Source organism: Pantoea sp., assembly GCF_032114055.1.
In the GTDB taxonomy this organism is placed as follows: Bacteria; Pseudomonadota; Gammaproteobacteria; order Enterobacterales; family Enterobacteriaceae; genus Pantoea.
In genome coordinates, this window is the sequence record NZ_DAMCTB010000012.1 from 26,191 (window position 1) to 50,411 (window position 24,221).

Below are 24,221 nucleotides of genomic sequence, written 5' to 3' on the forward strand. Positions count from 1 at the left end.
CTGCATTGAGTTGATGATATGACGACAACGAAAGTAAACAGGTGGGTCGCTGCGCTGCTGCTGGGCTCCGCAACACTAAACTGCGCGCTGGCGCAGGAGACGGCACCGGTGACTGCCGCCGCAGAACCCGCCTTGCAGGCGGTGACGCCGGAGGCGGGTGCGCCGCTGCGTAGCAGTCAGCTGAATTTTGTGACGCTGGCACCGCCGCCGGGCAGCATGACGCTGAACGGAACGCGCAGCAGCGGGCAGATTGAGTTCGGCGTACGCAGTGATGAGGTGGTGACGCGTGCGCTGCTTAATCTCAGTTTCCGTCCCTCGCCCGCACTGCTGCCCACGCTGTCACAGCTGAAAATCTACCTCAATGATGAGCTGGTGAGCCTGATTACCCTGACGCCGGAGCAGATGGGTAAACAAAACCAGATGCAGCTGGCGATAGACCCCCGGTTTATCAGCGACTTTAACCGCCTGCGCTTTGAGCTGGTGGGACACTACGCGAACATCTGCGAAAATCCGGCCAACAGCACCATCTGGCTTGATATCGGTAAAGAGAGCGGGATGGATCTGACGCTGCAGAAACTGCCGCTGAAAAACGACCTCTCACACTTCCCGGAGCCCTTCTTTGACGCACGCGATAAGCGGCCGCTGACGCTGCCGATCGTGTTTGCTGCCGGGCCGGACATTAAGCAGCAGCGTGCCGCCGCCATCCTCGCCTCGTGGTTTGGCAGCAAAGCCGCCTGGCGCGGACAGCGTTTTCCGGTGCTCTACGATCAGCTGCCCCGGGAGCAGCATGCGGTCGTCTTCGCCACCAACGATGCCCGTCCGGCGTTCCTGAAAGATCTGCCTGCGGTGATGAAGCCGACCGTCGCGATGGTCAGCCAGCCTGACAATCCTTATGAAAAGATGCTGCTGATCCTGGGTCGCAATGACGACGACCTGCTGACGGCGGTGCAGGGAATTGCCCAGGGTGAGTTGCTGCTACGCGGCGACTCCGCGACCATTGATCACGTCACGCAGCTGGCGCCGCGTCAGCCTTACGATGCGCCAAACTGGGTACGCACCGATCGCCGTACCACCTTTGCGGAGCTGTCGCAGTATGAGAACCAGCTACAGTCTGACGGTCTGCAGCCCAATCCCGTCAGCCTGACGCTGAATCTGCCACCCGATCTCTTTCTGGTGCGCGCGCGGGGTATCGATATGGATCTGAGCTATCGCTATACCTCGCCTCTTCAGGAGGATGGCTCGCGGCTGACCGTTAACCTGAATAATCAGTTTATTCAGGACTATCCCCTGACGCCCAAAAATACCGCCGGGCAGCAGTTGCTGCATATTCCGCTGATCCAGGGCATACAGGATAAGAATCATGAACTGCGCATCCCGGCGTTGCGTCTGGGTGTCGTCAACCAGCTGCGTTTCGATTTTGATTATGCCAATACCTTTATCGGCGGCACGGCTGACGGCCGCTGCGAAACCGTGACGCCGGTCGGCCATCATGTGGTGCTGGATGATCGTTCCAGCATCGACTTCTCTGGCTACCGTCACTATATCGAAATGCCCTCCCTGCAGACCTGGGCAAACGCAGGCTTCCCCTTCAGCCGCCTGGCCGACCTCTCTCAGACGCTGGTGCTGGTTCAGCCCAATCCGGATGCACAGCAGGTCAGCACGCTGCTGAACGCGCTGGGTAATATCGGTGCACAGACCGGCTATCCGGCACTGCGCGTGCAGCTCACCGATGACTGGAGCAGCGCGAAAAAGCAGGATGCGGATCTGCTGATGATCGGCGGCATCCCTGCCGATCTTCAGGATGACCAGCGGATCAGCGCGCTGGTGGAAGCCACTGCCAGCTGGCTGAAAAAACCGGCGCGCCAGACCACGCAGCAGACGCAGCAGCTCAGCCCGGCTGAACGGACGGCGGAAAGTCGCACCGCAATCGGCTCCCGTGGGCCGCTGGCGACCGTGATTGGTTTCCAGTCACCCTTTAACGATCAGCGCAGTGTCGTGGCGCTGCTGGCCGACGGCAGTCCGCGAAGCTGGCAGCTGCTGGATGAGGCCCTGCAAGACAGCGGCAAGCGCGACGCGATCTCCGGCTCCACCGCCATTATCCGTGAGTCGGGCGTTAACAGCCTTCGCGTCGGAGAAACCTACTTCGTGGGTCATCTTCCGTGGTGGGAACGGCTCTGGGCCACGATTGCGCCCCATCCGTTCTGGCTGGCGCTCTGCGCTGCGCTGGTTGTCGTGCTGTTCGCGCTGCTGGTCTGGCGTCTGATGCGTCTTGTGGCACACCGCCGTCTGCTTGACGATGAAGATGAATAAGGCGCCTCTGCTGCGGACAGGTGTCCTGATCGGCGTGCTGAGTGCGCTGTCGGCACAGGCTGCGCCGGTTGCCGGGCCGCAGGTTTCACCGGTCGACTGGCTGCTGACCCAAGTGCGCATCGGCGAATCGACCAATAAATATGAGCTGGTGCAGCAGTCGCTTTACCGGCTGGAGAAGATAGACCCGGATAATCCCCAGGTGCTGGCAGCGCGCCTGCGGCTGGCGCTCCATCAGGGCAATATTGCGGCAGCGCAGACGCTGCTGGATCAGCTCAACCGGCAGGCTCCCGGCTCGGCGGCGGCGCGTGAGTCGGCGGCGGGTCTGCGCATGATGTCTCCGGAGGGACGGCAGCAGCTGCAACAGGCGCGACTGCTGGCCACCTCGGGCCGTCTGGCGGAGGCGAAAAACGCCTATGACGCGCTGTTCAGTGAGGTCTTTCCCAATCCGGACATCGCGCTGGAGTACTGGCGGCTGCTGGCGCGTCTGCCCGGTCAGCAGGATCGGGTCTGGCAGCAGCTGCAGACGCTGGAGCAGCGTTATCCCGGCAACGTCGGGGTCGGCCTGCAGATTGCCCGCATGGCGTTTGATCGGCAGCAGCTGGATCAGGCCATTGCGCAGCTGAAGCGGCTGGCGGAGAGCAGTGGCGGCCGTGATGCCGCGGCTGACCTCTGGCTGCAGCACATCAACAGTCAGACAATCAGTGACGGCAGCGTGGCGCAGCTGAAAGCGTATCTGGCTGTGTTCACCGATGGCGAGCCACATCAGCAGGGCATGGAGGTGCTGAACAGGCAGCAGCAGACCCTGGCCGATCCCGCCTATCGTGAACGGATGCGGGCGCTGGCGCTGGTGGAAGCGGGCAATGTGAACCCGGCGATGAGTGCCCTGAACCGGGCGCTGAAGGCCAATCCTGATGATGCCGAACTGATGGGCGCGATGGGGCAGACCCAGGCCCGCGCAGGCCATCGCGACGTCGCCATTCTCTGGCTGGCGCGTGCTATCAAAGCGGGTCAGCAGAGCACGCTGGTCGGCAAATGGCAGTCGCTGCTACAGACCAGCCGCTACTGGCTGGCGATAGAGCAGGGTGATAAGGCGCTGGCGCAGCATGATATTGATGGTGCTGAACGGCACTACCGGCTGGCACAAACGTTTGACAGCCGCGACAGTTATGCGCTGATTGGACTGGGCGATGTGGCGATGGCGCGTAAAAACAGCGCCGCTGCTGAGCAGCTCTGGCAGCGTGCACGCCAGCTTGACGGATCCAATATCACCGCGGTGCGGCGGCTGGCGGCGCTCTACCAGACGGTTTCGCCCGCCCGCGAAATGGCGTTTATTAATTCATTACCGGTCGCGCAGCAGCAAGCCCTGGCCGACACGCTGCGCGCACTGCGCAGTGACAGCCTGCGTGCGGAAGCCGACGCTCTGGCACAGCAGGCTCGCTGGCCGCAGGCCGCAGACAAATATCGTCAGGCGCTGACGCTGACACCGGATGATGTCTGGCTCAGCTACCGGCTGGCTGGCGCACTGCGCAGTCATGGAGAGATGCAGCAGGCAAACGCGGTCATGCGCGCCGTGGCGCAACAGCATCCGCAGGATCCCACCGCGCTTTATGCTACCGCACTCTGGTTCTCGGGCAGCGACGACGAACGTACGGCACTGGCTACGCTGCAGCGTCTGCCTGAGGCGCAGTGGAGCCGTGATATGCGTCAGCTCGCTGAGCGCCTGAAGCAGAATCAGATCTTTGCCAGGGCCGACAGGCTGCGTGAAACAGGCAATGAGCAGGCAGCCATCGCGCTGCTTGAACAGCAGCCGGTTTCCGGCCGCCGGGATCTGACGCTGGCCGACTGGGCGCTGGCGCGCGGTAACGCACAACAGGCGCTGGCAGGCTATCAGCAGGTGCTGTCGCGCCAGCCGGACGACAGTGATGCGGCGCTGGGGCGCATTGAAGCGCTGGTTGCCCTGCAACGCAACGGTGAGGCACGGCAGGCGCTGGCGCAACTTCCGCAGCCGCAGCCAGGACTGAATGCGGCGCGCCGCATTGCGCTGGCGTGGCAGGCTGTGGGGGAAACCTCGCGGGCCGCCGGACTGTTCGCTGAACTGAAACAGCGCGCCGCGTCGCTGCCGCCGTCACAGACTAAGGCGCTGCTGTTTCGGGATGCGGCCCGGCTGGAACGTGCTCAGCAGCAGCCCGAACAGGCGCTGGCCGATTATCGTCAGGCGCTGACGGCCAGCGGTATTGAAAGCAGTGGCAGCCTCAGTCGCGCCACGCGTAACGATCCCCAGGATGAGTGGCTGAAGCGCAGCCTCCGTAGTGACACCGCCGATCTCTACCGTCAGCAGCAAACCACACTGACGCTGCAGCAGGACTACTCACGCAACAGTGGCACTGGCGGCATCTCTGATTTTACGGCACACACCACGATGCTGCAGGCCGAACGTCCGTTTGCCGACGGACGCGGCTTTTTCCGCGTGGATCAGGTCAACCTCTCTGCCGGTACGTTTGCAACCCGCAACGGTACTCTTGCTGAACGCTTTGGCAGCTGTGATGACGCCAGTTCGGGCGGATGTCGTGGTCAGACTCACCAGCGCGACAGCGGCACCGCGCTGGCCGCTGGCTGGCACAACGGTGTCTGGTCAGCTGACCTGGGGACCACGCCGCTGGGTTTCGAGGTGACAAACTGGACCGGCGGTCTGAGCTGGAAAACGGATATCCGCGATCTCGGTGTGACGCTGACCGCCTCACGCCGGCCCATCGCCAGTTCGCTGCTGGCCTACGCCGGCACGCGTGACCTGGCCGCCAGCGGCGGTAAAAGCTGGGGCGGTGTGGTGGCTACCGGCGGCAGCATCGGGCTGAGTTACGATCAGGGCGGTGCGCACGGCGTCTGGGGCGACATCAGCGCCCATCAGATCAGCGGTAAAAACGTTGCTGACAACAGTCGCGAACGCCTGATGGGGGGGTATTACTACAAGCTGATTAACAGCGACAACCGCCGCGCCACCGTGGGGCTGAACACGATGCTCTGGCATTATCAAAAGGATCTCAGCGACTACACGTTTGGTCAGGGCGGCTACTACAGCCCGCAGCAGTATCTCTCGTTTTCGATGCCGGTGACCTGGCGGCAGCGAACAGAGAACTGGTCCTTTGATCTCGGCGGGTCGCTCTCCTGGTCGCATTCCGCTACCCATGCGCAGCAACGTTATCCGGTCAACCCGGGCTTCGCGCTTGCCAGCAATCCCTCTTCCGCCAGCAGCAGCGGCGGCGGCGTGGGCTACACGCTTCAGGCGGTGGTAGAGCGACGGCTGACGTCAGACTGGTTTATCGGCGCAGGTATTGATATCCAGCAGGCGAAAGATTATACGCCGAGCCATGGCCTGCTCTATGTACGCTACGCGGCCGGAGGCTGGGAAGGGGATCCGGATATGCCGCCACAGCCCCTGACACCTTACGCAGATTTTAAATAATCCCGGGCGGGAAAAAGCCGGAGTTTTCAGACGGTAAAAAAGTCAGTTTATGGGATATACTGACCCGCATTCACCTGTCTGCTATCTGGGCTTTTTCATCCTCGGGAGAGAATTTTTGCGCGTAAGCCGGTCACTTACGATAAAGCAGATGGCGACAGTTTCGCTGGTTGCAGTTATCGCCATCAGTATCTTTATCGTCATCCAACTGTTTCATTTTGTGCAGCAGCGCAGGATTGACTACGCCCAGCAGATGGAAAACATCGCCCATACCGTCCGTCAGCCGCTGTCGGAAGCAGTGCTTCGCGCAGACATTTCACAGGCCGAACGCATTCTTCACTCCCTGAAACCGGCCGGAATTTTATCGCGCGCCGATGTGGTGCTGCCGAATGCGTTTCAGGCGCTGCACGCCGACTTCGAAACGGAAAAACCGGTGCCGCGTCTGGTGGCCCGGCTGTTTGAGCTGCCCGTGCAGATCACCCTGCCGCTCTATTCGGTAGAGAATACCGGCATGCCAAAGCCGCTGGCTTATCTGGTGCTGCAGGCGAACTCGACGCGCGTCTACCAGTTTATCCTCAGCACACTGTCGACCATGATTATCACCTATCTGCTGCTGGCGCTGATTCTGTCAGTGTCGATCAGCTGGTGTATCAACCGGCTGGTGGTGCATCCGCTGCGCAGCCTCGCGCGTGAGCTGCAGGAGCTGCCACCACAGTCGATTCTGACGCATAAACTCGCCCTGCCGCAGAGCCATCGCGATGATGAAATCGGCATGCTGATCCGAAGTTACAACCGCAATCAGCAGGTGCTGGAGTCGATACACGATGAGATGAGCCGGCTGACCACCCACTTTGCTGTCACCGACCTGCCAAACCGCACGCTGTTTCTGGCGCTGGTCGAGCAGTTTATGTGCAGTCCTGAACGCGCGCTGGGCCTGATGGTGATCCGCATCGAAACGCTGCAGGAAGCCAACGGCGTACTAAGCGACGAACAGCGCGATACGCTGATGCTGACGCTGGTGGAGAAGATCCGACATACGCTGGACGACCACACCCTGCTGGCGCAGACGGGCGTCAGCGATTTTGTTCTGTTAATGAAGCGCGCCAGTAATCCTTTCCGCGCACTGCGTCTGGCCCGCAATCTGATGATTCGCCTGAACCAGCCGGTCAATCTGCATCAGCTGCAGCTGCGTCCTAACGTCAGCATCGGCCTGGCGCTGCGCGACGACCAGCCGCTGAGCGCGAACGAGCTGCTTGACCGTGCCACCTCGGCAATGATGTCTGCCCGTCATCAGGGTAAAAATCAGATCCTGTTTTTTGACGCTGCACTGACTGAGCGTGCGCAGAAGCGGCTGACGCAGGAGCATGACATTCTGCAGGGACTGCACGATGAGCAGTTTGCGCTCTATCTGCAGCCTCAGGTTGATATGCGCACCGGCATCTTAACCGGCGCGGAAGCCCTGCTGCGGATGCGCCAGCCGGACGGCAGCTATGGTCTGAGTGAAGAGTTTATCGCCAGCGCCGAAGAGATTGGGGTGATCAGCGCCATTGGCCGCTGGGTGTTTGAAGAGGCGTGCCGCATTCTGGCGGGCTGGCAGCGGCAGGGCATCATGCTGCCGCTGAGTGTCAACATTTCTGCAGTCCAGCTGCGGGATACCAGTGTCGTTTCTCATCTGCAATCACTGCTGACGCGTCACCGTATTGCCCCCGGCACGCTGGTGCTGGAAGTGACAGAAACGGCGCAGCTGGAAGATGCGCAGCAGTCGATGTCGATGCTGCGTATGCTGCAGCAGACCGGCGTGGCGGTCGCTCTGGACGATTTCGGTATGGGCTACTCCAACCTCAACTACCTGCATCAGCTGAAAGCGTTGCCTGTTAATAAGCTGAAGATGGACCGCAGCTTTGTGGCGGCGTTGCCGGATGATGACACCATGGTCTGTATTGTCGCGGCTATCGCTGAGATTATGCACCTTGAGGTGATCGCCGAAGGCGTAGAAACCGCTGAACAGCGCGACTGGCTGCTGGCACGGGGTATCGCTATCGGTCAGGGCTATTTCTACGCGGAAGCCCTGCCGGTAAGCCGTTTTAATGCATGCTGGATTGAAAAATCCTCACCGGCAGAATAGTTACCTGATCCATTGATTTTGCGAGAATTTTAGTTACAAAACCCCTTGCTGAAGCGTTTCAGTTCAGAAATACGGCCCCAGGGTTTACCGGGGCTTTGCCACCCTGTATTAATCACGTAAACAGAGTGTTATTTTCGGGTTGCTGTCAGGCGCCGCCGCCGTTGCCCGTCAGTCACAATAACAAAACCGACAACATCACCTCATGGCGTTAGTGGACATCTGTTTATGAAAACTTCACTTTTTAAAAGCCTTTATTTCCAGGTGCTGATGGCTATTGGCATCGGCGTATTGTTAGGCCATTTTTACCCGGAGTTAGGGACCCAGATGAAGCCGCTGGGAGATGGCTTTGTTAAACTGATCAAGATGATTATCGCCCCGGTTATTTTCTGTACCGTGGTGACCGGCATCGCGGGCATGGAAAGCATGAAAGCGGTCGGCCGGACCGGCGCCGTTGCGCTGCTCTATTTTGAAATCGTCAGTACCCTCGCGCTGATTATCGGCCTGATTGTCGTGAACGTGGTGCAGCCAGGGGCCGGGATGAACGTCGATCCGGCCACCCTGGATGCCAAAGCTGTGGCGGTTTATGCGCAGCAGGCTGAACAGCAGGGCATCGTTGCCTTCCTGCTGGATGTGATCCCCAACAGCGTGATTGGTGCCTTTGCCAGCGGTAATATTCTGCAGGTATTGCTGTTTGCCATTCTGTTTGGTTTTGCCCTGCATCGTCTGGGTAACACCGGCACGCTGATCTTCAACGTAATCGAAAGCTTCTCTAAGGTGATCTTCGGCATCATCAACATGATCATGCGTCTGGCACCGATAGGGGCATTTGGCGCGATGGCATTCACCATCGGTAAGTATGGCGTGGGGTCGCTGGTGCAGCTCGGCCAGCTGATTATCTGCTTCTATATCACCTGTGTGCTGTTTGTCGTGATTGTGCTGGGGCTGATTGCCCGCCTGTTTGCCGGCTTCAGCATCTTTAAATTCATCGCCTATATCAAAGAAGAGCTGCTGATTGTCCTCGGTACCTCCTCTTCGGAGTCTGCGCTGCCGCGTATGCTGGATAAGATGGAAAGGCTGGGTTGTAAGAAGTCGGTTGTGGGGCTGGTTATTCCTACCGGTTACTCTTTTAACCTCGATGGCACCTCAATCTACCTGACCATGGCCGCCGTGTTTATTGCGCAGGCAACTAATGCGCACATGGACATCTTCCATCAGATTACGCTGCTGGTGGTACTGCTGCTCTCCTCGAAAGGGGCGGCCGGGGTGACCGGAAGCGGCTTTATCGTACTGGCTGCGACGCTCTCTGCAGTAGGCCATCTGCCGGTAGCGGGTCTGGCGCTGATTCTGGGAATCGATCGCTTTATGTCTGAAGCGCGTGCCCTGACGAACCTGATCGGCAACGGTGTGGCAACCGTGGTAGTCGCGAAATGGGTCGACCAGCTGGACCACAAACAGCTCGACGACACCCTGGCAGGCCGGAATAAGGTGAATAAAGCGACTGAATCTTCAGTTTAATCATTGAATTTCACTTAAATCTCCACAAATGCCCGCTGTCGCTTGCCCTGACAGCGGGCATTTGCATAATGAACCCTACTTGTTTTTTTACCGTTTTTCACTTCGCTGCGCGACATCCTGAACTTCCTGTGGTCAAACACAATGTTGTTGGATAACAGCGCGATTCGGCGCCCGCCGATTCGTCAATAACAGCGGCTCTACGCGCCAGTGATAACAATATTTGAATTATTTGAGTAGGGGTTCACATGCAGGGCACCAGAATTCGGCTTTTGGTTGGTGGATTAGTGCTGGCTGCGACCAGCTATGGTCTCCAGGCAGAAACGCTGCAACCGGATCCGGCCTGGCAGGAAGGCAAGCTGGATAATGGATTTAACTGGCAGTTACTGGCCACACCACAACGGCCCAGCGATCGCATTGAACTGCGGCTGGTAGTGAACACCGGATCGCTGGTGGAAAGTGCACAACAGACCGGTTTCAGCCACCTGCTGCCCCGTCTGGCGATGGTGCATAACACCGCGCTGGATACGCAGGAGCAGCGCGCGCTGTGGCAACAGGCAATGGATCCTCAGCATCCGCTACCGCCCGCGATCGCCTCTTATGATTACACTCAATATAATCTGAGCCTGCCCAACAACCGTCCTGAGCTGCTGAAAGAGGCTCTCAGCTGGCTGGCGGCCACGGCGGGCAACATGGCCATCACCGACGCGGTCGTTAACACCGCGCTCAGCGCCTCCGATCCGGTTGTGACCTGGCCGAAAGATCCTCAGGATGTCTGGTGGCGTTATCGCCTGAAAGGCTCTGCGTTGCTGGCTCACGATCCAGCAGCACAGCCACGTGCGCCGGTGGATTTAACGCAGCTCAATGATTTTTATCATCAGTGGTATACCCCGGATGCGATGACGCTTTATGTTGTCGGCAATGTCGACAGCCGCAGCCTCTCTGAGCAGATCAATAAAACCTTCTCGGCGTTAACCGGCAAGCGGGAAACGCCTGCGCCTCTGCCTACTCTGTCACCGCTGCCGCATGAGCCGGTGAATCTGGTCAGCGGCAACATGACGCAGGATCGCCTTTCGCTGGTATGGGATACGCCGTGGCAGCCGATTCGTGACTCTCAGAATCTGCAGCGTTACTGGCAGGGCGATCTGGCCCGCGAAGCGCTGTTCTGGCATGTCCAGCGTGCGCTGAGTGACAGCAAAGCCCAGGGCATCCAGGTCGGCTTCGACTGTCGTGTGCTTTATCAGCGTGCACAGTGCTCCATCAATATGGATGGCCGCAATGACAGCCTGGCGCAGAATATGAGTCTGGTGGCGCGTGAGCTGGCAAACGTACGTGATAAGGGCTTACCGCAGGAGGAGTTCGATGCGCTAATGGCGCAGAAGCTACTGGAGCTGAACAAGCTGTTTACCACTTACGCCCGCACTGACACCGATGTGCTGATGAGCCAGCGCCTGCGCTCCCAGCAGAACGCCGTGGTGGATATCGCGCCTGAACAGTACCAGAAGCTGCGTCAGACGTTCCTGGCCGGTCTGACCCGCGAGCAGTTAAATCAGGAACTGCGTCAGCAGCTGACGCAGGAACTGATGATGGTGCTGATTCAGCCGGAAGGCGAGGCGGAAACGAACGTGAAGAGCCTGCAGAACAGCTGGGATAAAGTGATGGCCCCGTCGTCAGCAGCACCGGCGACCGGCAGTGAAGCCGGTGCGCCGGAGAGCAACATCAACAAAGACGTTCCGCCCGCCGCCTGATGTCAGGTCTTTGCCCTGAGCCACTCGGTCACTAACATCGGCCAGCTGGCGAGGGGCAGGTCGGCCACGCCACGGATACCAAATCCGTGGCCACCTTTCTGATAAAAATGCACCTCTGCCGGAACCTTGTGTTCACGCAGTGCGCCAAAAAACGCCATGCTGTGGTTCACCGACACAGCTTCGTCATCAGCGGCGTGGATGAGCAGCGTCGGCGGCACTAGTGGATGCACACGGGTTTCCAGTGAGTAGGCCTCAATCGTTTTCTGATCGGGCCACGCACCCAGCAGACGGGTTCGCGCACCTTCATGCGCGATGCCGTCACGCATGCTGATCACCGGATAGACCAGAATCATCGCATCCGGACGCGGCGAGAAATTTTCTGCGCCATCCTGCACCGGATAGAGTTTCTCCGCAAAGCGCGTGCCCAGACTGGCTGCCACATGCCCGCCCGCCGAAAAGCCCATCATAACGATATATTTGCCGTTAAGACCGCGCTGCGCCCGTTCACGCAGGACGCGTACGGCGCGCTGAGCATCCGCCAGCGGCGCGTCGGGGCCTTCATGATGGCCATCATAGGGCAGCCGATAGGTCATGACGGCAAGGGTGTAACCCATTGAGGTGAAGAAGGTCGCCAGCGCACTGCCTTCGCGATCGATCATCACCCGCTGATAACCCCCGCCCGGCGCGACCAGCAGGGTAATACCGTTAGATTCGACCGGGTGCCAGAGAGCGATCTCCGGGCAGCGCACGCCCGTCGCCGCGCGATCGTAAGGTTCATACTCTTTTGCCATGTCGACAATCTGCGGCTGTGCGCGTGAATCGCTGGCGCCAGGTGCATCACCGTGTGGCCAGATATTAATAATTTCTGTGTGCATAACGAGATCCTGATGCGGAGAGTCTTTTAATTTTTGTTCGCGGCCGGAGAGAACAGCGTCCTGCTGTCTTTTGATTAAAAGATGGTCTTTTTTCAGGCGGTCGTCCATCCGAAAAGGGTGAAACGTTCCAGATTCGGACTATGCCTGGTGGCGAATTTATTGGGTTAACTGATTAATATTGATAGATAAATTATAAGAGGCATTTAAGGTGAGATGAGGCTCTGACGCTGATTTAAACCACAATTTTTTTGCCTAATCTAAATGGCTGGCAGAGGTCACTTTGTTAGCCAAAATTAACCGGATATCACACTGCCGGCGCTTAAGACGGGATAATGATTCGGGCGGCAGCGTCAACCCGATCGGATGCCGCGGCTAACATACCCGCTTCATTGACAGCCGCAGCAGCATGAATGAGCATCTGCTTCTGCTTCTGCTTCTGCTTCTGCTTCTGCTTCTGCTTCTGCTTCTGCTCAGGCGGCCGCGCAGGCCGACGTTCAGAATGAGAGCAGGCCCTGCCCGCTCTGAAAATGCATCCGGGTGTGTGCTATCGCAATCAGTGCGCTTCGCATATCTCACTGATTCTGACTGCGGCTCTGGTACCCTCTCTGTTCCGTGTAAAGAGAGACGCTGTTTTGCCTGGTCAGTGCCCGTTCGCTGCGTAACGTGCTATCAGCCAGGCATCGCCTCTGCCGGAATAATGGCACCGCGATGCTGAATCACGGTGCTGGCAAGCTGGTGTCCGCGCTGCGCGGCGGCGGCGGCGTCGGCACCGGTCAGGCGACGCGCGAGATAACCGGCGCTGAACGAGTCACCGGCTGCCGTGGTGTCGATCACCTTCTCCTTCGCCAGACGGACAGCAGGAACCTCGATCAGCGGCGCATCATCAAGCGCCACCAGGCAGGCATCTGCGCCCCGTTTAATCACGATTTCGCGGGCACCCGCCTGGCGGGTGCGGGCAATCACCTCATCCAGCGGCTGTTCGCCCCACAGCAGATGTTCATCATCCAGCGTCAGGAAGGCGATATCGGTGTGACTGAGCATTGCGCGATAGGCAGCCTGCGCGCAGGCCCGGTCGGCCCAGAGTCGCGGACGGTAGTTGTTATCAAAAATGACCTGGCCGCCGTTCGCCCGGCAGCGGGCCAGCAGCGCCATCAGCCTGTCACGACTCGCTGACGGCAGAATCGCCAGGCTGATGCCGCTGAGATAGAGGTAATCGTAGTGGGTGAGCTGTTCGGCGATGGCCGCCGACTGCGGGCTGTCGAGCCAGTAACGCGCCGCGGCATCGCTGCGCCAGTACCAGAATGTGCGTTCACCCCTGGCGTCAGTTTCAATGACATAGAGGCCCGGCATTTTATTGTCGAGGCGCTGAATCAGGCCGGTGTTGATCTGCTCCTGCTGCCAGGCGGCGATCATCTGGTCGCTGAACGAATCGGTTCCCAGCGCAGTGACATAATCGACCCGCAGCTGTTGTTCATCAACCTGGCGGGCGAGGTAGACAGCGGTGTTAAGCGTATCGCCGCCAAAACCCCGTTTAATGTTCTCGCCCTTTTCAGACAACTCAATCATGCATTCGCCGATAATGGCGATTTTCTTTTGCGTCATGGCTCTGGACCCCCAGTGAAATATCACGCTAGTCTCGCGTCTGGTATGGCAGACGTCAACGCTTTTAAAACGGTGTTTTAATTTAGCTTAAGTTGCTAAACAGGGCCGGTGTGGCAGATAAAAGCAGCTAATTCCAGCCTGTTTTGCCGATTATCTTAGCGAAGCGGCTGATAAACTCCCGGTTTCATGTAGCCGGGCTGGTCATCGCATTATCTCAGGCAATCCCGATAATCGCGGCAGCGTCTCCCGTTTTGGGGACCCGTTACTCACCAGGAAAAAAAACATGGTAATGGAGAGTATTCTTCAAAGGCTGCCGTCTTCAACTGATCCCAATCACTGTCCGGAAAGCCCCCTTTTCTGGCAACAGTGTCAGCGGCACTATCGCTTCCAGCCAATCTACCGGGTAACCGGTCGGCTGCTTGCTATCGAACTGCTGACTGCCGTTTCTCATCCTGGCGCACCGGATCAGCCGCTTTCGCCCGAAGCCTGGTTTGCCGGGCTCGATATTACACAGCGCCTGAACGTGGTACATGAGCAGCTGACGCTCCTTATGCAGTGGTCATCCTTTTTTGAACGCCATGAAGTGATGGCGTCGGTCAATATCGACGGCGCTTCTCTGCTTGCCATTCAGCACCAGCCCGCAATGCGACATCTTATCGCCCGTCTGCCCTGGCTGCGCTTTGAGCTGACCGAGCATCAGGCGCTGCCACAGCCGGAGAAAGTGGCAAAGATAGCCGAACTGGGTCCCCTGTGGCTGGATGATTTTGGCTCCGGAATGGCGAACTTTTCGGCGCTGACCGAACTGCAATATGACTACATTAAGTTATCGCGCGACCTCTTTATGCTACTGGGCAGCAGCGATGAAGGGCGCAGCCTGTTTCCGACGCTGCTGGCGCTAATCAATCGCTATTGCAACGGCGTGATCGTAGAAGGGGTGGAAACCGACGCGCAGTGGCAGCAGGTCAAAGCCTCATCAGCGATTGCAGCGCAGGGCTACTACTTTTCGCGTCCGGTTCCATTTCCTGAACTGAATCATCTTACTCTCCAGCTTCTCTGATGCCGTTACCCGTGGTCTGGACTATCTTTAAGCCAGACCGTGAATGAGCAAGGAGAAAGCGTGATGTCACGTACCGGGAAAATAGTCAGCTGGGTCGCGGGAATTCTGGTGCTGTTGATTGTGGTGATCATCGTCATCATCGCAACGTTTGACTGGAATCGCCTGAAACCCACCATCAATCAGAAAGTCTCAACTGAGTTAAACCGGCCCTTTGCGATTCGCGGGGATCTGGGTGTTGACTGGGTGCGTCATCGTGAAGAATCAGGCTGGCGGCGCTGGGTGCCGTGGCCGCAGCTGCATGCGGAAGATATCATGCTGGGCAACCCGCCCGGCATTCCTGACGTGACCATGGTGCATCTGCAGCGGGCCGATGCGACGCTGGCCCCGCTGTCGCTGCTGCACAAAGAGCTGTTTATCCCCTGGATTAAACTGCAGCGGCCTGATGCCCGGCTGATCCAGACGGCAGATAAGAAGAATAACTGGACGTTCGACCTCGCCAGCAATGACAGCGATGAGAAGGCGAGTACGCCATCTGCCTGGTCATTCCGCCTGGATAATATTCTGTTTGATCAGGGGCAAATCCGCTATCGCGATGCGGTTAACCGCGCGGACGTCACGGTTCAGATCAATCCGCTGGGAAAACCTGTGCCCTACGCGCAGATCGCCGGCGGCGATGACCAGCAGAAGGGTGCGGGCGACTTCGTCTTTGGCTGGAAAGCCAATGGCAGCTACAACAACGAGAAGCTGAGTGGCGAAGGGAAGATCGGCGGCATGCTGTCGCTGCGCAGTCAGACTACCCCGTTCCCGATTCAGGCCGATGTCCGTAATGGCACCACACGCGTTCAGGTGACAGGTGGCCTGCAGGACCCGATGAACCTCGGCGGGCTCAACGTGCGGCTGCGTTTCTCAGGCGATACGCTGGCGAACCTGTATGGCCTGACCGGCGTCCTGCTGCCGGACACGCCGCCGTATGAAACCGACGGTCATCTGATCGCAAAATTCAGCGGTAAAAAGGGCGCGGTCTACCGCTATGAGAAATTCAACGGCCACATTGGTGACAGCGATATTCATGGATCGCTGGTCTACAGTCAGGGCAAACCCCGCCCGATCCTCAGTGGCGAGCTGACCTCTGAGCAGCTGCGGATGGCCGATCTGGGCCCGCTGATTGGTGTGGATTCCGGCAAAGGCAGTGAGAAAACGGCACAGGCAAAGGCCCGGCGCGGGGAGAAATCGACTCAGCCTGCCGACCGCGTGCTGCCGCACGATAAGTTTGAGACCAAAAGCTGGGACGTCATGGATGCTGACGTGAAGTTCAGCGGCAAACGTATCGAACACAGCAATTCGCTGCCGCTAAGCGATCTCTATACTCATCTGCAGATGAAAAACGGTGACCTGCTGCTGGATCCGCTGCGCTTTGGTGTCGCAGGCGGCAACCTGAACAGCACCATCCGTCTTGAGGGGAGTCGCTCACCGATGCGCGGGCGCGTGGATCTGCATGCGCGTAAGCTGCGCCTGCGTCAGATGTTCCCGGATGTGCAGGCGATGCAGAACAGCCTCGGTCAGCTCAACGGCGACGCCAGCTTTACCGGAACAGGTAACTCGGTGGCCGATCTGCTGGCGACCAGCAACGGCCAGCTTAAGCTGCTGATGAACGATGGCCTGATCAGCCGCAGCCTGATGGAGATCGCGGGTCTCAACGTCGGTAACTATCTGGTAGGCAAACTGTTTGGCGATGATCAGGTGCGTATCAACTGCGCGGCTACAGATATCCGGCTGCAGAACGGTCTGGCGACGCCCAACCTGTTTGTGTTCGATACCGAGAACGCGATCATTAATGTGTCAGGCAACGCGAACTTTGCCAGTGAGCGGCTGGATCTCACGGTCAACCCCGAGAGCAAAAGCATCCGTATTGTGACGCTGCGTTCGCCGCTCTATGTGCGCGGAACGTTTAAAAATCCTGACGCAGGCGTTAAAACGGGGCCGTTGCTGGCGCGCGGTGCCGCAGCCGTGGCGCTGGGCGCGGTAGCCGGTCCGGCCGCGGCGCTGCTGGCACTGATTTCCCCCAGCGACAACGACGATAACCAGTGCAGCACCATACTGCAGCAGATGAAGCAGAAGAAGTGATCAGTTGCGATAGAGCACTTTGATAATGTGATAACCAAAGCTGGTTTTTACCGGCCCGTAAGGCGTCAGCAGCGGGCAGGTAAAGACCGCTTTATCAAAGGCCGGCACCATCTGGCCCTGACGGAATTCCCCCAGATCGCCCCCTTTCCGCCCGGAAGGACAGGTTGAGTGTTTCTTTGCCAGCTGCTGAAAATTGCCGCCTTTCGCCAGTTTAGCCAGAATCTCTTTTGCCAGCGCTTCCTCTTTGACCAGGATGTGTAAAGCCGCCGCGGTTTTCGCCATGTTGGTATCTCGGTTGTGTATAATTGCCGCCCAGTATAAACCCCTTTCTTTTGATTCAATCAGGCGATTTCTTCTATGCGTTTAAACCCCAGTCAGCAACGTGCCGTCGAATTTGTTACCGGTCCCTGTCTGGTGCTGGCGGGCGCGGGTTCAGGTAAAACCCGCGTGATTACCAATAAAATTGCCCATCTGATTCGTGAATGCGGCTATCAGGCGCGCCATATCGCAGCGGTGACCTTTACCAACAAGGCCTCGCGCGAAATGAAAGAGCGTGTGGCGCAGACCCTGGGCCGCAAAGAGGCGCGCGGTCTGCTGATCTCGACGTTCCATACGCTGGGCCTTGAGATCATTAAGCGCGAGACAGCGGCGCTGGGCATGAAGTCCAACTTCTCGCTGTTCGACGATCAGGATCAGCTCGCGCTGCTGAAAGAGCTGACGAAAGAGTGGCTGGAAGAAGATAAGACGCTGTTGCAACAGCTCATCTCCACCATCTCTAACTGGAAGAATGATCTGGTCGATCCACAGACCGCCACCGCGCAGGCGCGATCGCAGCAGGATCATATCTTTGCCCACTGCTACGCCCTTTACAGCCAGCATCTCAGATCGTGCAACGTGCTGGACTTTGATGACCTGATTCTGCTGCCGACGCTGCTGCTGCAGCGTAATCAGGAGGTGCGTGAACGCTGGCAGCAGCGTATCCGCTACCTGCTGGTGGATGAGTATCAGGATACCAACACCAGCCAGTATGAGTTGGTTAAGCTGCTGGTTGGCGCACGGGCGCGCTTCACGGTGGTAGGCGATGATGACCAGTCGATCTACTCCTGGCGCGGCGCACGTCCGCAGAATCTGGTGCTGCTGAATCAGGATTTCCCGGCGCTGGAGGTGGTGAAGCTGGAGCAGAACTACCGCTCATCGCAGCGCATCCTGAAAGCGGCGAATATCCTGATTGCCAACAATCCGCACGTCTTTGAAAAGCGACTCTTTTCGGAGCTGGGGCAGGGCAGCGAACTCAAAGTGCTGACCGCCAACAGCGAAGAGCATGAAGCCGAACGGGTGACCGGCGAACTGATCGCGCATCACTTTATCAACCGTACGCAGTACAAGGATTACGCGATTCTTTACCGTGGTAACCATCAGTCACGAACCTTTGAAAAGTTTCTGATGCAGAACCGCATTCCCTATCGCATCTCGGGCGGTACCTCGTTCTTCTCACGGCCAGAGATCAAAGATCTGCTCGCCTATCTGCGCGTGCTGACCAATCCTGAGGATGACAGCGCGTTTCTGCGGATCGTTAATACACCGCGCCGCGAGATTGGCCCGGCTACGCTGCAGAAGCTCGGTGAGTGGGCTAATCTGCGCAGTAAAAGCCTGTTTAACGCCAGCTTTGACGTCGGGCTGGGGCAGACCCTTACCGGGCGCGGTCTGGAACACCTGCAGCGGTTTACCCACTGGCTGAACGAGATTATCCAGCTGGCCGAACGCGAACCGGTCAACGCCGTCCGCGATCTGATCCGCGGCATTGACTACGAGAGCTGGCTGTTCGAAACCTCCGGCAGTCCGAAAGCTGCCGAGATGCGGATGAAGAACGTCAATACGCTGTTTCAGTGGATGACCGAAATGCTGGAGGGCAGCGATATCGACGAGCCAATGACGCTGGCGCAGGTCGTCACCCGCTTTACCCTGCGCGATATGATGGAACGCGGCGAAAGCGACGAAGAGCTGGATCAGGTTCAGCTGATGACGCTGCACGCGTCAAAAGGGCTGGAGTTCCCTTATGTGTTCCTCGTCGGGATGGAAGAGGGGCTGCTGCCGCACCAGAGCAGCATCGATGAGAACAACATTGAAGAGGAGCGCCGTCTGGCTTACGTGGGCATCACCCGGGCGCAGAAAGAGCTGACCTTTACCCTGTGTCGCGAACGCCGGCAATATGGTGAGCTGGTCCGGCCGGAACCGAGTCGTTTTCTGCTGGAGCTGCCGCAGGACGATTTGCAGTGGGAGACCGAGCGCAAGGTCGTCAGCGCCGAGGAGCGGATGAAAACGGGTCAGAGCCGCGTTGCCGGGCTGAGAGCGATGCTGGATAAGGCGAAGAAAGGTTAAGGCGGGAAAACGGTGAGGCAAAGAGTATTCGCCTCACCGGAGCGGACTTACGACAGCGTTAACAGCCAGTGGACGTAAGACTGATAATGGCTTTCCTGCTCAAGCAGTTCACTGCGCAGCGGATGCGCCTCCAGCCAGCCCGCGGGCAGAGTCAGATGCAGGGCATCATCGTCCGCCTGAAGCCGGACTGCAGGCAGGGTGTCATCACGCCGGCGGGTGGAGAAGATGATCGCCAGCCGTAGCAGACGACACATCCGTTCTGCCAGGCGCGGCGGCAGGGCGTTCTGCTGGGTCAGCAGCGCCAGATCGATGCTGCCGCCCTGGTTCTGCAGTAAACAGGCCAGCAGCTTCTTCTGCGCCGGGGTGAAGCCTGGCAGGTCGAGGTGACGCACCAGATAGGCCGCATGCTGCGGCGCATGGCGGAAATCAACGCTCAGGCCGATTTCATGGATCGCGCAGGCGCTGAGCAGCAGCTCGCGACAGCGTTGATCCAGCTTCCACAGCGTGGCAACCTGGCGGAAGAAGCTCTCTGCCAGCTGACGCACGCGGTCGGCCTGCTCAACGTCGATGCTGAACCGGCGCTGGACGTTGTGCAGCGTGCGGGTTCGGATATCGCGATCGATCGGCAGATGCAGCATGCCGTAGACCAGCCCTTCGCGCAGGGCACCGCCCGCCAGCGTCATGCTGTCGATACTCAGCTCCTGAAAAATGGCTATCAGAATCGACAGGCCGCTGGGGAACACCAGTGCCCGCTCCAGCGTCAGCCCTTCAATTTCCAGCTCTTCCAGTTTGCCGCACTGAATGGCGCGCTGCTTGAGCTGCTGAAGTTTATTCAGCGTGATGCGCTCATCCATGCCCTGCGCCACCATAATCTCCTGCAGCGCCTGCACCGTGCCAGAGGCACCGACGCACGCCTGCCAGCCCTGCTCACGCAGCTGCGCGGCAACCGGCTGGATCATCGCTCGTGCAGCGCGCTCTGCCTGGTCAAAGTTCTCTTTTGCCAGATGGCGATCGCTGAAGAAACGTTCCAGCCAGGTGACGCAGCCCATCGACAGACTGAACAGTACTGAGGCATGAGAGCCGTCGCCGGTCGCCAGCTCCGTGCTGCCTCCGCCGATGTCGACCACTAAACGCTGGTCGGAACCGCCGGTAGTGTGTGCCACACCCTGATAAATCAGGCGCGCTTCTTCCTCACCGCTGATGACGTTGATGGGGCAACCGAGGATCTGCTGAGCCGTGTCGAGGAACGTCTGCGCATTGGCTGCCAGACGCAGCGTGGCGGTTGCCACCACACGAATCTGATCGAGGGGAATATCCTGCAGTTGTTCAGAGAAGAGTCTGAGGCATTGCCAGCCGCGCGACATCGCCTCGGCTGACAACAGGTTTTGTTTATCCAGTCCGGCCGCAAGGCGAACCTTGCGCTTAATTTTCGCAACGGTCTGAATACTGCCAGAGACCTCGCGCACCACCAACATATGAAAGCTGTTAGACCCTAAATCAATCGCTGCATAGAGTGACGACGCGCTGAGCATGATGGCCTAACCTGAACGTTTACGGTTGTTGTTGCGTGGCGCACCGCGACGACTGGCGTTGTTGCCTCCGCGACGCGGGCCATTACCGGAACGGCTGCGCTGCAGACGTTTAGGCGGCGGTAAATCGGTTAACAGCGCTTCGCTGCTGTACTTGCTGACCGGAATACTGTGACCGATATACTCTTCAATCGACGGCAGGTTCAGCGCGTACTCTTCACAGGCCAGGCTGATCGAGTGTCCGCTGGCACCGGCACGGCCGGTACGGCCAATACGGTGAACGTAATCTTCACAGTCGTCAGGCAGGTCATAGTTGAAGACGTGTGTGACCGCCGGAATGTGCAGCCCACGCGCAGCCACGTCGGTGGCGACCAGAATATCGACATCACCTTTGGTGAAGTCATCCAGAATGCGCAGGCGCTTCTTCTGTGCCACGTCGCCGGTCAACAGCCCAACACGGTGTCCATCAGCGGCCAGATGGCCCCAGATATCTTCACAGCGGTGTTTGGTGTTAGCAAAGACAATGGCGCGGTCAGGCCACTCTTCTTCGAGCAGGGTCTGCAACAGGCGCATTTTCTCTTCGTTAGACGGATAGAAAAGCTCTTCCTGGATGCGGTGACCGGTTTTTTGCTCTGGTTCCACTTCCACATATTCCGCACTGTTCATGTGCTCGAATGCCAGTTCACGAACGCGATAGGAGAGCGTGGCCGAGAACAGCATGCTCAGACGCTGCGTTGCCGGCGGCATGCGACGGAACAGCCAGCGGATATCTTTGATAAAACCGAGATCGAACATGCGATCGGCTTCATCCAGCACCATGACCTGAATGGCGCTCAGATTAACGTGGTTCTGCTTGGCGTAATCGATCAGGCGACCGGTGGTCGCGACCAGAATATCAACGCCCTGTTCCAGCACTTTCAGCTGTTTGTCATAACCGTCTCCGCCATAGGCGAGACCCAGTTTCAGGCCGGTTGAGGCGGTGAGGGGTTCGGCATCTGCATGAATCTGTACAGCAAGTTCACGCGTCGGTGCCAGAATTAATGCCCGTGGCTGGTTTACCTGCCGGCCTTCGGCCGCAGGATGAGAAAGAAGATGATGAAACGTTGACGTCAGAAACGCCATCGTTTTGCCGGTACCGGTTTGCGCCTGGCCTGCAACATCACGCCCTGAAAGCGTAAAAGGCAGAGCTAACGCCTGAATCGGCGTGCAGTATTGAAAGCCTTTACTATCAAGGGCTTCCACCACTTTCGGGTGCAGGGCGAAGTCGGAAAACTTCTGTTCAGTTAAGTGTGTTTTGCTCATAGTGTGGTAGAATATCAGCTTACTATCGCTTTACGAAAGCGTATCCGATGAAATAAAGTCAACCTACATTGGTATATATTACGCCAATTCGCCAGGCATAATCTTGTGGAGTAAAACATGAGCAGCGATAAAATCGTTCATCTGACCGATGACAGTTTCGACACCGACGTGCTGAAAGCCGACGGCGTTACACTGGTAGATTTCTGGGCTGAATGGTGTGGTCCTTGCAAAATGATCGCGCCAATCCTTGATGAAGTTGCAGAAGAGTATGATGGCAAGCTGACCATCGCTAAGCTGAATATTGACGATAACCCAGGCACGGCACCGAAATATGGCATTCGTGGTATCCCGACGCTGCTGCTGTTCAAAAATGGTGAAGTCGCTGCGACCAAAGTGGGCGCGCTGTCTAAAGGCCAGCTGAAAGAGTTCCTGAACGCTAATCTGGCGTAATTCAGGGCTGAACGTCTGGCAGTGGTGAATTTATCTCCTGCTGCTGGACGTTCGCTTTCAGGCGTGCTAAGTTACCTATACTGCATTACGCACTTACCTTGTAGTTAGCATCTAAAAGTTTTCCCTTGCTGAACCCCGTCGCACTGTACCTTTTAAAGAGAAAACGGGTCAGCAATCTTACGGTTAGCTCCAACTCTGGCATCACATTCGGACATCTTTCTGCATACCGATCGCCATTTCATACGATGATCGCCGGGAAGAGCCGAAAAGAGCCATTAACGGCATGGATTAATTGCCATACCACTCACGACAAACATTCCGAGTAATACCCCGAGTTTAAGAACCCATCACTATGAATCTTACCGAATTAAAGAATACGCCGGTTGCTGAGCTGATTACTCTCGGCGAAAATATGGGGCTGGAAAATCAGGCTCGCATGCGCAAGCAGGACATTATCTTTTCAATCCTGAAGCAGCACGCGAAAAGCGGCGAAGACATCTTTGGTGATGGCGTGCTGGAGATCCTTCAGGATGGATTTGGATTCCTCCGTTCAGGAGACAGCTCCTACCTCGCCGGTCCTGATGATATCTACGTTTCCCCCAGCCAAATACGCCGCTTCAACCTCCGCACTGGTGACACCATCTCTGGCAAAATCCGTCCACCAAAAGAAGGTGAGCGTTATTTTGCACTGTTGAAAGTTAACGAAGTTAACTATGACAAACCAGAGAATGCGCGTAATAAGATTCTGTTCGAAAATCTCACACCGCTGCACGCGAATAAGCGTCTGCGTATGGAGCGCGGTAATGGCTCAACGGAAGATTTAACTGCCCGCGTACTGGATCTGGCTTCGCCGATCGGTCGTGGTCAGCGCGGTCTGATCGTGGCACCGCCAAAAGCGGGTAAAACCATGCTGCTGCAGAACATCGCGCAAAGCCTGGCGTACAACTATCCGGATTGCGTACTGATGGTGCTGCTGATCGACGAGCGTCCGGAAGAAGTGACCGAGATGCAGCGTCTGGTTAAAGGCGAAGTGATTGCCTCAACCTTCGATGAGCCAGCTTCACGCCACGTTCAGGTCGCTGAAATGGTGATCGAAAAGGCCAAGCGTCTGGTTGAGCACAAGAAAGACGTTATCATTCTGCTCGATTCCATCACTCGCCTGGCGCGCGCCTACAACACCGTTGTACCGGCTTCGGGTAAAGTGCTGACGGGTGGTGTGGATGCTAACGCCCTGCATCGTCCAAAACGCTTCTTTGGTGCGGCACGTAATGTGGAAGAGGGCGGCAGCCTGACCATCATCGCAACGGCGCTGGTTGATACCGGTTCGAAGATGGATGAAGTGATTTACGAAGAGTTTAAAGGTACAGGTAATATGGAACTGCACCTTGCGCGTAAAATTGCGGAAAAACGTGTCTTCCCGGCGATCGATTACAACCGTTCCGGTACCCGTAAAGAAGAGCTGCTCACTTCTCAGGAAGAGCTGCAGAAAATGTGGATCCTGCGCAAGATTATTCACCCGATGGGCGAAATCGACGCAATGGAGTTCCTCATTAATAAGCTGGCGATGACCAAAACGAACGATGAGTTCTTCGATATGATGAAGCGTTCCTAATCCGAAACGGCCAGGCCGAATCCCTGATTCAGCTTTTTTAGTCCGGATGCGCAGAAAATCGACCTTACGCCACGTCTCAACGTGGCGTTTTTCATTTATGAGCTATAGGATTGAACACTGGCAGGAGCATTTATAATGA

The 24,221-nt window shown here is 57.7% G+C and carries 15 protein-coding genes; 10 read left to right on the plus strand and 5 right to left on the minus strand.

Annotated features, from left to right (window positions below):
* Window positions 1-18 precede the first annotated feature (18 nt).
* The 5 genes from bcsB (at window position 19) to RT657_RS17015 (ending at window position 11,152) form a co-directional block, all read left to right on the plus strand.
* The gene (gene bcsB, locus RT657_RS16995) at window positions 19-2,310 is read left to right on the plus strand and encodes a cellulose biosynthesis cyclic di-GMP-binding regulatory protein BcsB (RefSeq protein ID WP_313655873.1); all 2,292 of its coding nucleotides are present in this window, start codon (window positions 19-21) and stop codon (window positions 2,308-2,310) included.
* Window positions 2,303-5,770 (plus strand): cellulose synthase complex outer membrane protein BcsC, encoded by a 3,468-nt coding sequence (gene bcsC, locus RT657_RS17000; protein ID WP_313655875.1) that lies wholly within the window; start codon window positions 2,303-2,305, stop codon window positions 5,768-5,770. The genes bcsB and bcsC overlap by 8 nt, the downstream gene beginning before the upstream one ends.
* A gap of 115 nt (window positions 5,771-5,885) precedes the next feature.
* Window positions 5,886-7,892: a biofilm formation regulator HmsP gene (gene hmsP, locus RT657_RS17005; RefSeq protein ID WP_313655877.1), complete on the plus strand. Its 2,007-nt coding sequence runs from the start codon at window positions 5,886-5,888 to the stop codon at window positions 7,890-7,892.
* A gap of 225 nt (window positions 7,893-8,117) precedes the next feature.
* The gene (locus RT657_RS17010) at window positions 8,118-9,407 is read left to right on the plus strand and encodes a dicarboxylate/amino acid:cation symporter (protein WP_313655878.1); all 1,290 of its coding nucleotides are present in this window, start codon (window positions 8,118-8,120) and stop codon (window positions 9,405-9,407) included.
* A 245-nt stretch (window positions 9,408-9,652) separates the two neighbouring features.
* On the plus strand, window positions 9,653-11,152 hold the full coding sequence (locus RT657_RS17015) for a pitrilysin family protein (protein WP_313655880.1): 1,500 nt from the start codon (window positions 9,653-9,655) through the stop codon (window positions 11,150-11,152).
* A gap of 2 nt (window positions 11,153-11,154) precedes the next feature.
* Here RT657_RS17015 and RT657_RS17020 read toward each other — a convergent pair whose 3' ends face one another.
* Both RT657_RS17020 and RT657_RS17025 read right to left on the minus strand, forming a co-directional pair.
* Complete coding sequence (locus RT657_RS17020; protein ID WP_111139446.1) at window positions 11,155-12,027, minus strand: alpha/beta hydrolase; 873 nt, start codon at window positions 12,025-12,027, stop codon at window positions 11,155-11,157.
* Between the two features lie 669 nt (window positions 12,028-12,696).
* Window positions 12,697-13,629, minus strand: coding sequence for a sugar kinase (locus RT657_RS17025; RefSeq protein WP_313655881.1), 933 nt, complete (start codon window positions 13,627-13,629; stop codon window positions 12,697-12,699).
* Between the two features lie 283 nt (window positions 13,630-13,912).
* Between RT657_RS17025 and pdeH the strand changes: the two genes are divergently transcribed.
* Together pdeH and RT657_RS17035 are read left to right on the plus strand one after the other, a co-directional pair.
* Complete coding sequence (gene pdeH / locus RT657_RS17030; RefSeq protein ID WP_313655882.1) at window positions 13,913-14,686, plus strand: cyclic-guanylate-specific phosphodiesterase; 774 nt, start codon at window positions 13,913-13,915, stop codon at window positions 14,684-14,686.
* Window positions 14,687-14,749: 63 nt separating this feature from the next.
* Complete coding sequence (locus RT657_RS17035; RefSeq protein WP_313655955.1) at window positions 14,750-16,810, plus strand: AsmA family protein; 2,061 nt, start codon at window positions 14,750-14,752, stop codon at window positions 16,808-16,810.
* On the opposite strand, the gene ppiC is transcribed toward RT657_RS17035, so the two are convergent.
* Complete coding sequence (gene ppiC / locus RT657_RS17040) at window positions 16,811-17,092, minus strand: peptidylprolyl isomerase PpiC (RefSeq protein ID WP_111139451.1); 282 nt, start codon at window positions 17,090-17,092, stop codon at window positions 16,811-16,813.
* 75 nt (window positions 17,093-17,167) lie between these two features.
* Here ppiC and rep point away from each other — a divergent pair, with 75 nt between their 5' ends.
* Window positions 17,168-19,189 carry a DNA helicase Rep gene (gene rep, locus RT657_RS17045; RefSeq protein ID WP_313655883.1) on the plus strand — a complete coding sequence of 674 codons (2,022 nt, stop codon included), beginning with the start codon at window positions 17,168-17,170 and terminating at the stop codon, window positions 19,187-19,189.
* 47 nt (window positions 19,190-19,236) lie between these two features.
* Here the strand turns inward: rep and gppA are convergent, their stop codons facing one another.
* A complete protein-coding gene (gene gppA / locus RT657_RS17050) occupies window positions 19,237-20,721 on the minus strand; it encodes a guanosine-5'-triphosphate,3'-diphosphate diphosphatase (protein ID WP_313655885.1) in 1,485 nt (494 codons plus the stop codon).
* Window positions 20,722-20,727: 6 nt separating this feature from the next.
* A complete protein-coding gene (gene rhlB / locus RT657_RS17055) occupies window positions 20,728-22,020 on the minus strand; it encodes an ATP-dependent RNA helicase RhlB (protein ID WP_313655887.1) in 1,293 nt (430 codons plus the stop codon).
* Between the two features lie 117 nt (window positions 22,021-22,137).
* Here rhlB and trxA point away from each other — a divergent pair, with 117 nt between their 5' ends.
* Window positions 22,138-22,470 (plus strand): thioredoxin TrxA, encoded by a 333-nt coding sequence (gene trxA, locus RT657_RS17060; RefSeq protein ID WP_003851963.1) that lies wholly within the window; start codon window positions 22,138-22,140, stop codon window positions 22,468-22,470.
* 352 nt (window positions 22,471-22,822) lie between these two features.
* On the plus strand, window positions 22,823-24,082 hold the full coding sequence (gene rho, locus RT657_RS17065; RefSeq protein ID WP_003851960.1) for a transcription termination factor Rho: 1,260 nt from the start codon (window positions 22,823-22,825) through the stop codon (window positions 24,080-24,082).
* Window positions 24,083-24,221: the final 139 nt, after the last annotated feature.

Coding starts and splice junctions, on each gene's coding strand:
- bcsB (WP_313655873.1), top strand. CDS start 19: ATGACGACAACGAAAGTAAACAGGTGGGTCGCTGCGCTGCTGCTGGGC.
- bcsC (WP_313655875.1), top strand. CDS start 2,303: ATGAATAAGGCGCCTCTGCTGCGGACAGGTGTCCTGATCGGCGTGCTG.
- RT657_RS17010 (WP_313655878.1), top strand. CDS start 8,118: ATGAAAACTTCACTTTTTAAAAGCCTTTATTTCCAGGTGCTGATGGCT.
- RT657_RS17015 (WP_313655880.1), top strand. CDS start 9,653: ATGCAGGGCACCAGAATTCGGCTTTTGGTTGGTGGATTAGTGCTGGCT.
- RT657_RS17020 (WP_111139446.1), bottom strand. CDS start 12,027: ATGCACACAGAAATTATTAATATCTGGCCACACGGTGATGCACCTGGC.
- RT657_RS17025 (WP_313655881.1), bottom strand. CDS start 13,629: ATGACGCAAAAGAAAATCGCCATTATCGGCGAATGCATGATTGAGTTG.
- pdeH (WP_313655882.1), top strand. CDS start 13,913: ATGGTAATGGAGAGTATTCTTCAAAGGCTGCCGTCTTCAACTGATCCC.
- RT657_RS17035 (WP_313655955.1), top strand. CDS start 14,750: ATGTCACGTACCGGGAAAATAGTCAGCTGGGTCGCGGGAATTCTGGTG.
- ppiC (WP_111139451.1), bottom strand. CDS start 17,092: ATGGCGAAAACCGCGGCGGCTTTACACATCCTGGTCAAAGAGGAAGCG.
- rep (WP_313655883.1), top strand. CDS start 17,168: ATGCGTTTAAACCCCAGTCAGCAACGTGCCGTCGAATTTGTTACCGGT.
- gppA (WP_313655885.1), bottom strand. CDS start 20,721: ATGCTCAGCGCGTCGTCACTCTATGCAGCGATTGATTTAGGGTCTAAC.
- rhlB (WP_313655887.1), bottom strand. CDS start 22,020: ATGAGCAAAACACACTTAACTGAACAGAAGTTTTCCGACTTCGCCCTG.
- trxA (WP_003851963.1), top strand. CDS start 22,138: ATGAGCAGCGATAAAATCGTTCATCTGACCGATGACAGTTTCGACACC.
- rho (WP_003851960.1), top strand. CDS start 22,823: ATGAATCTTACCGAATTAAAGAATACGCCGGTTGCTGAGCTGATTACT.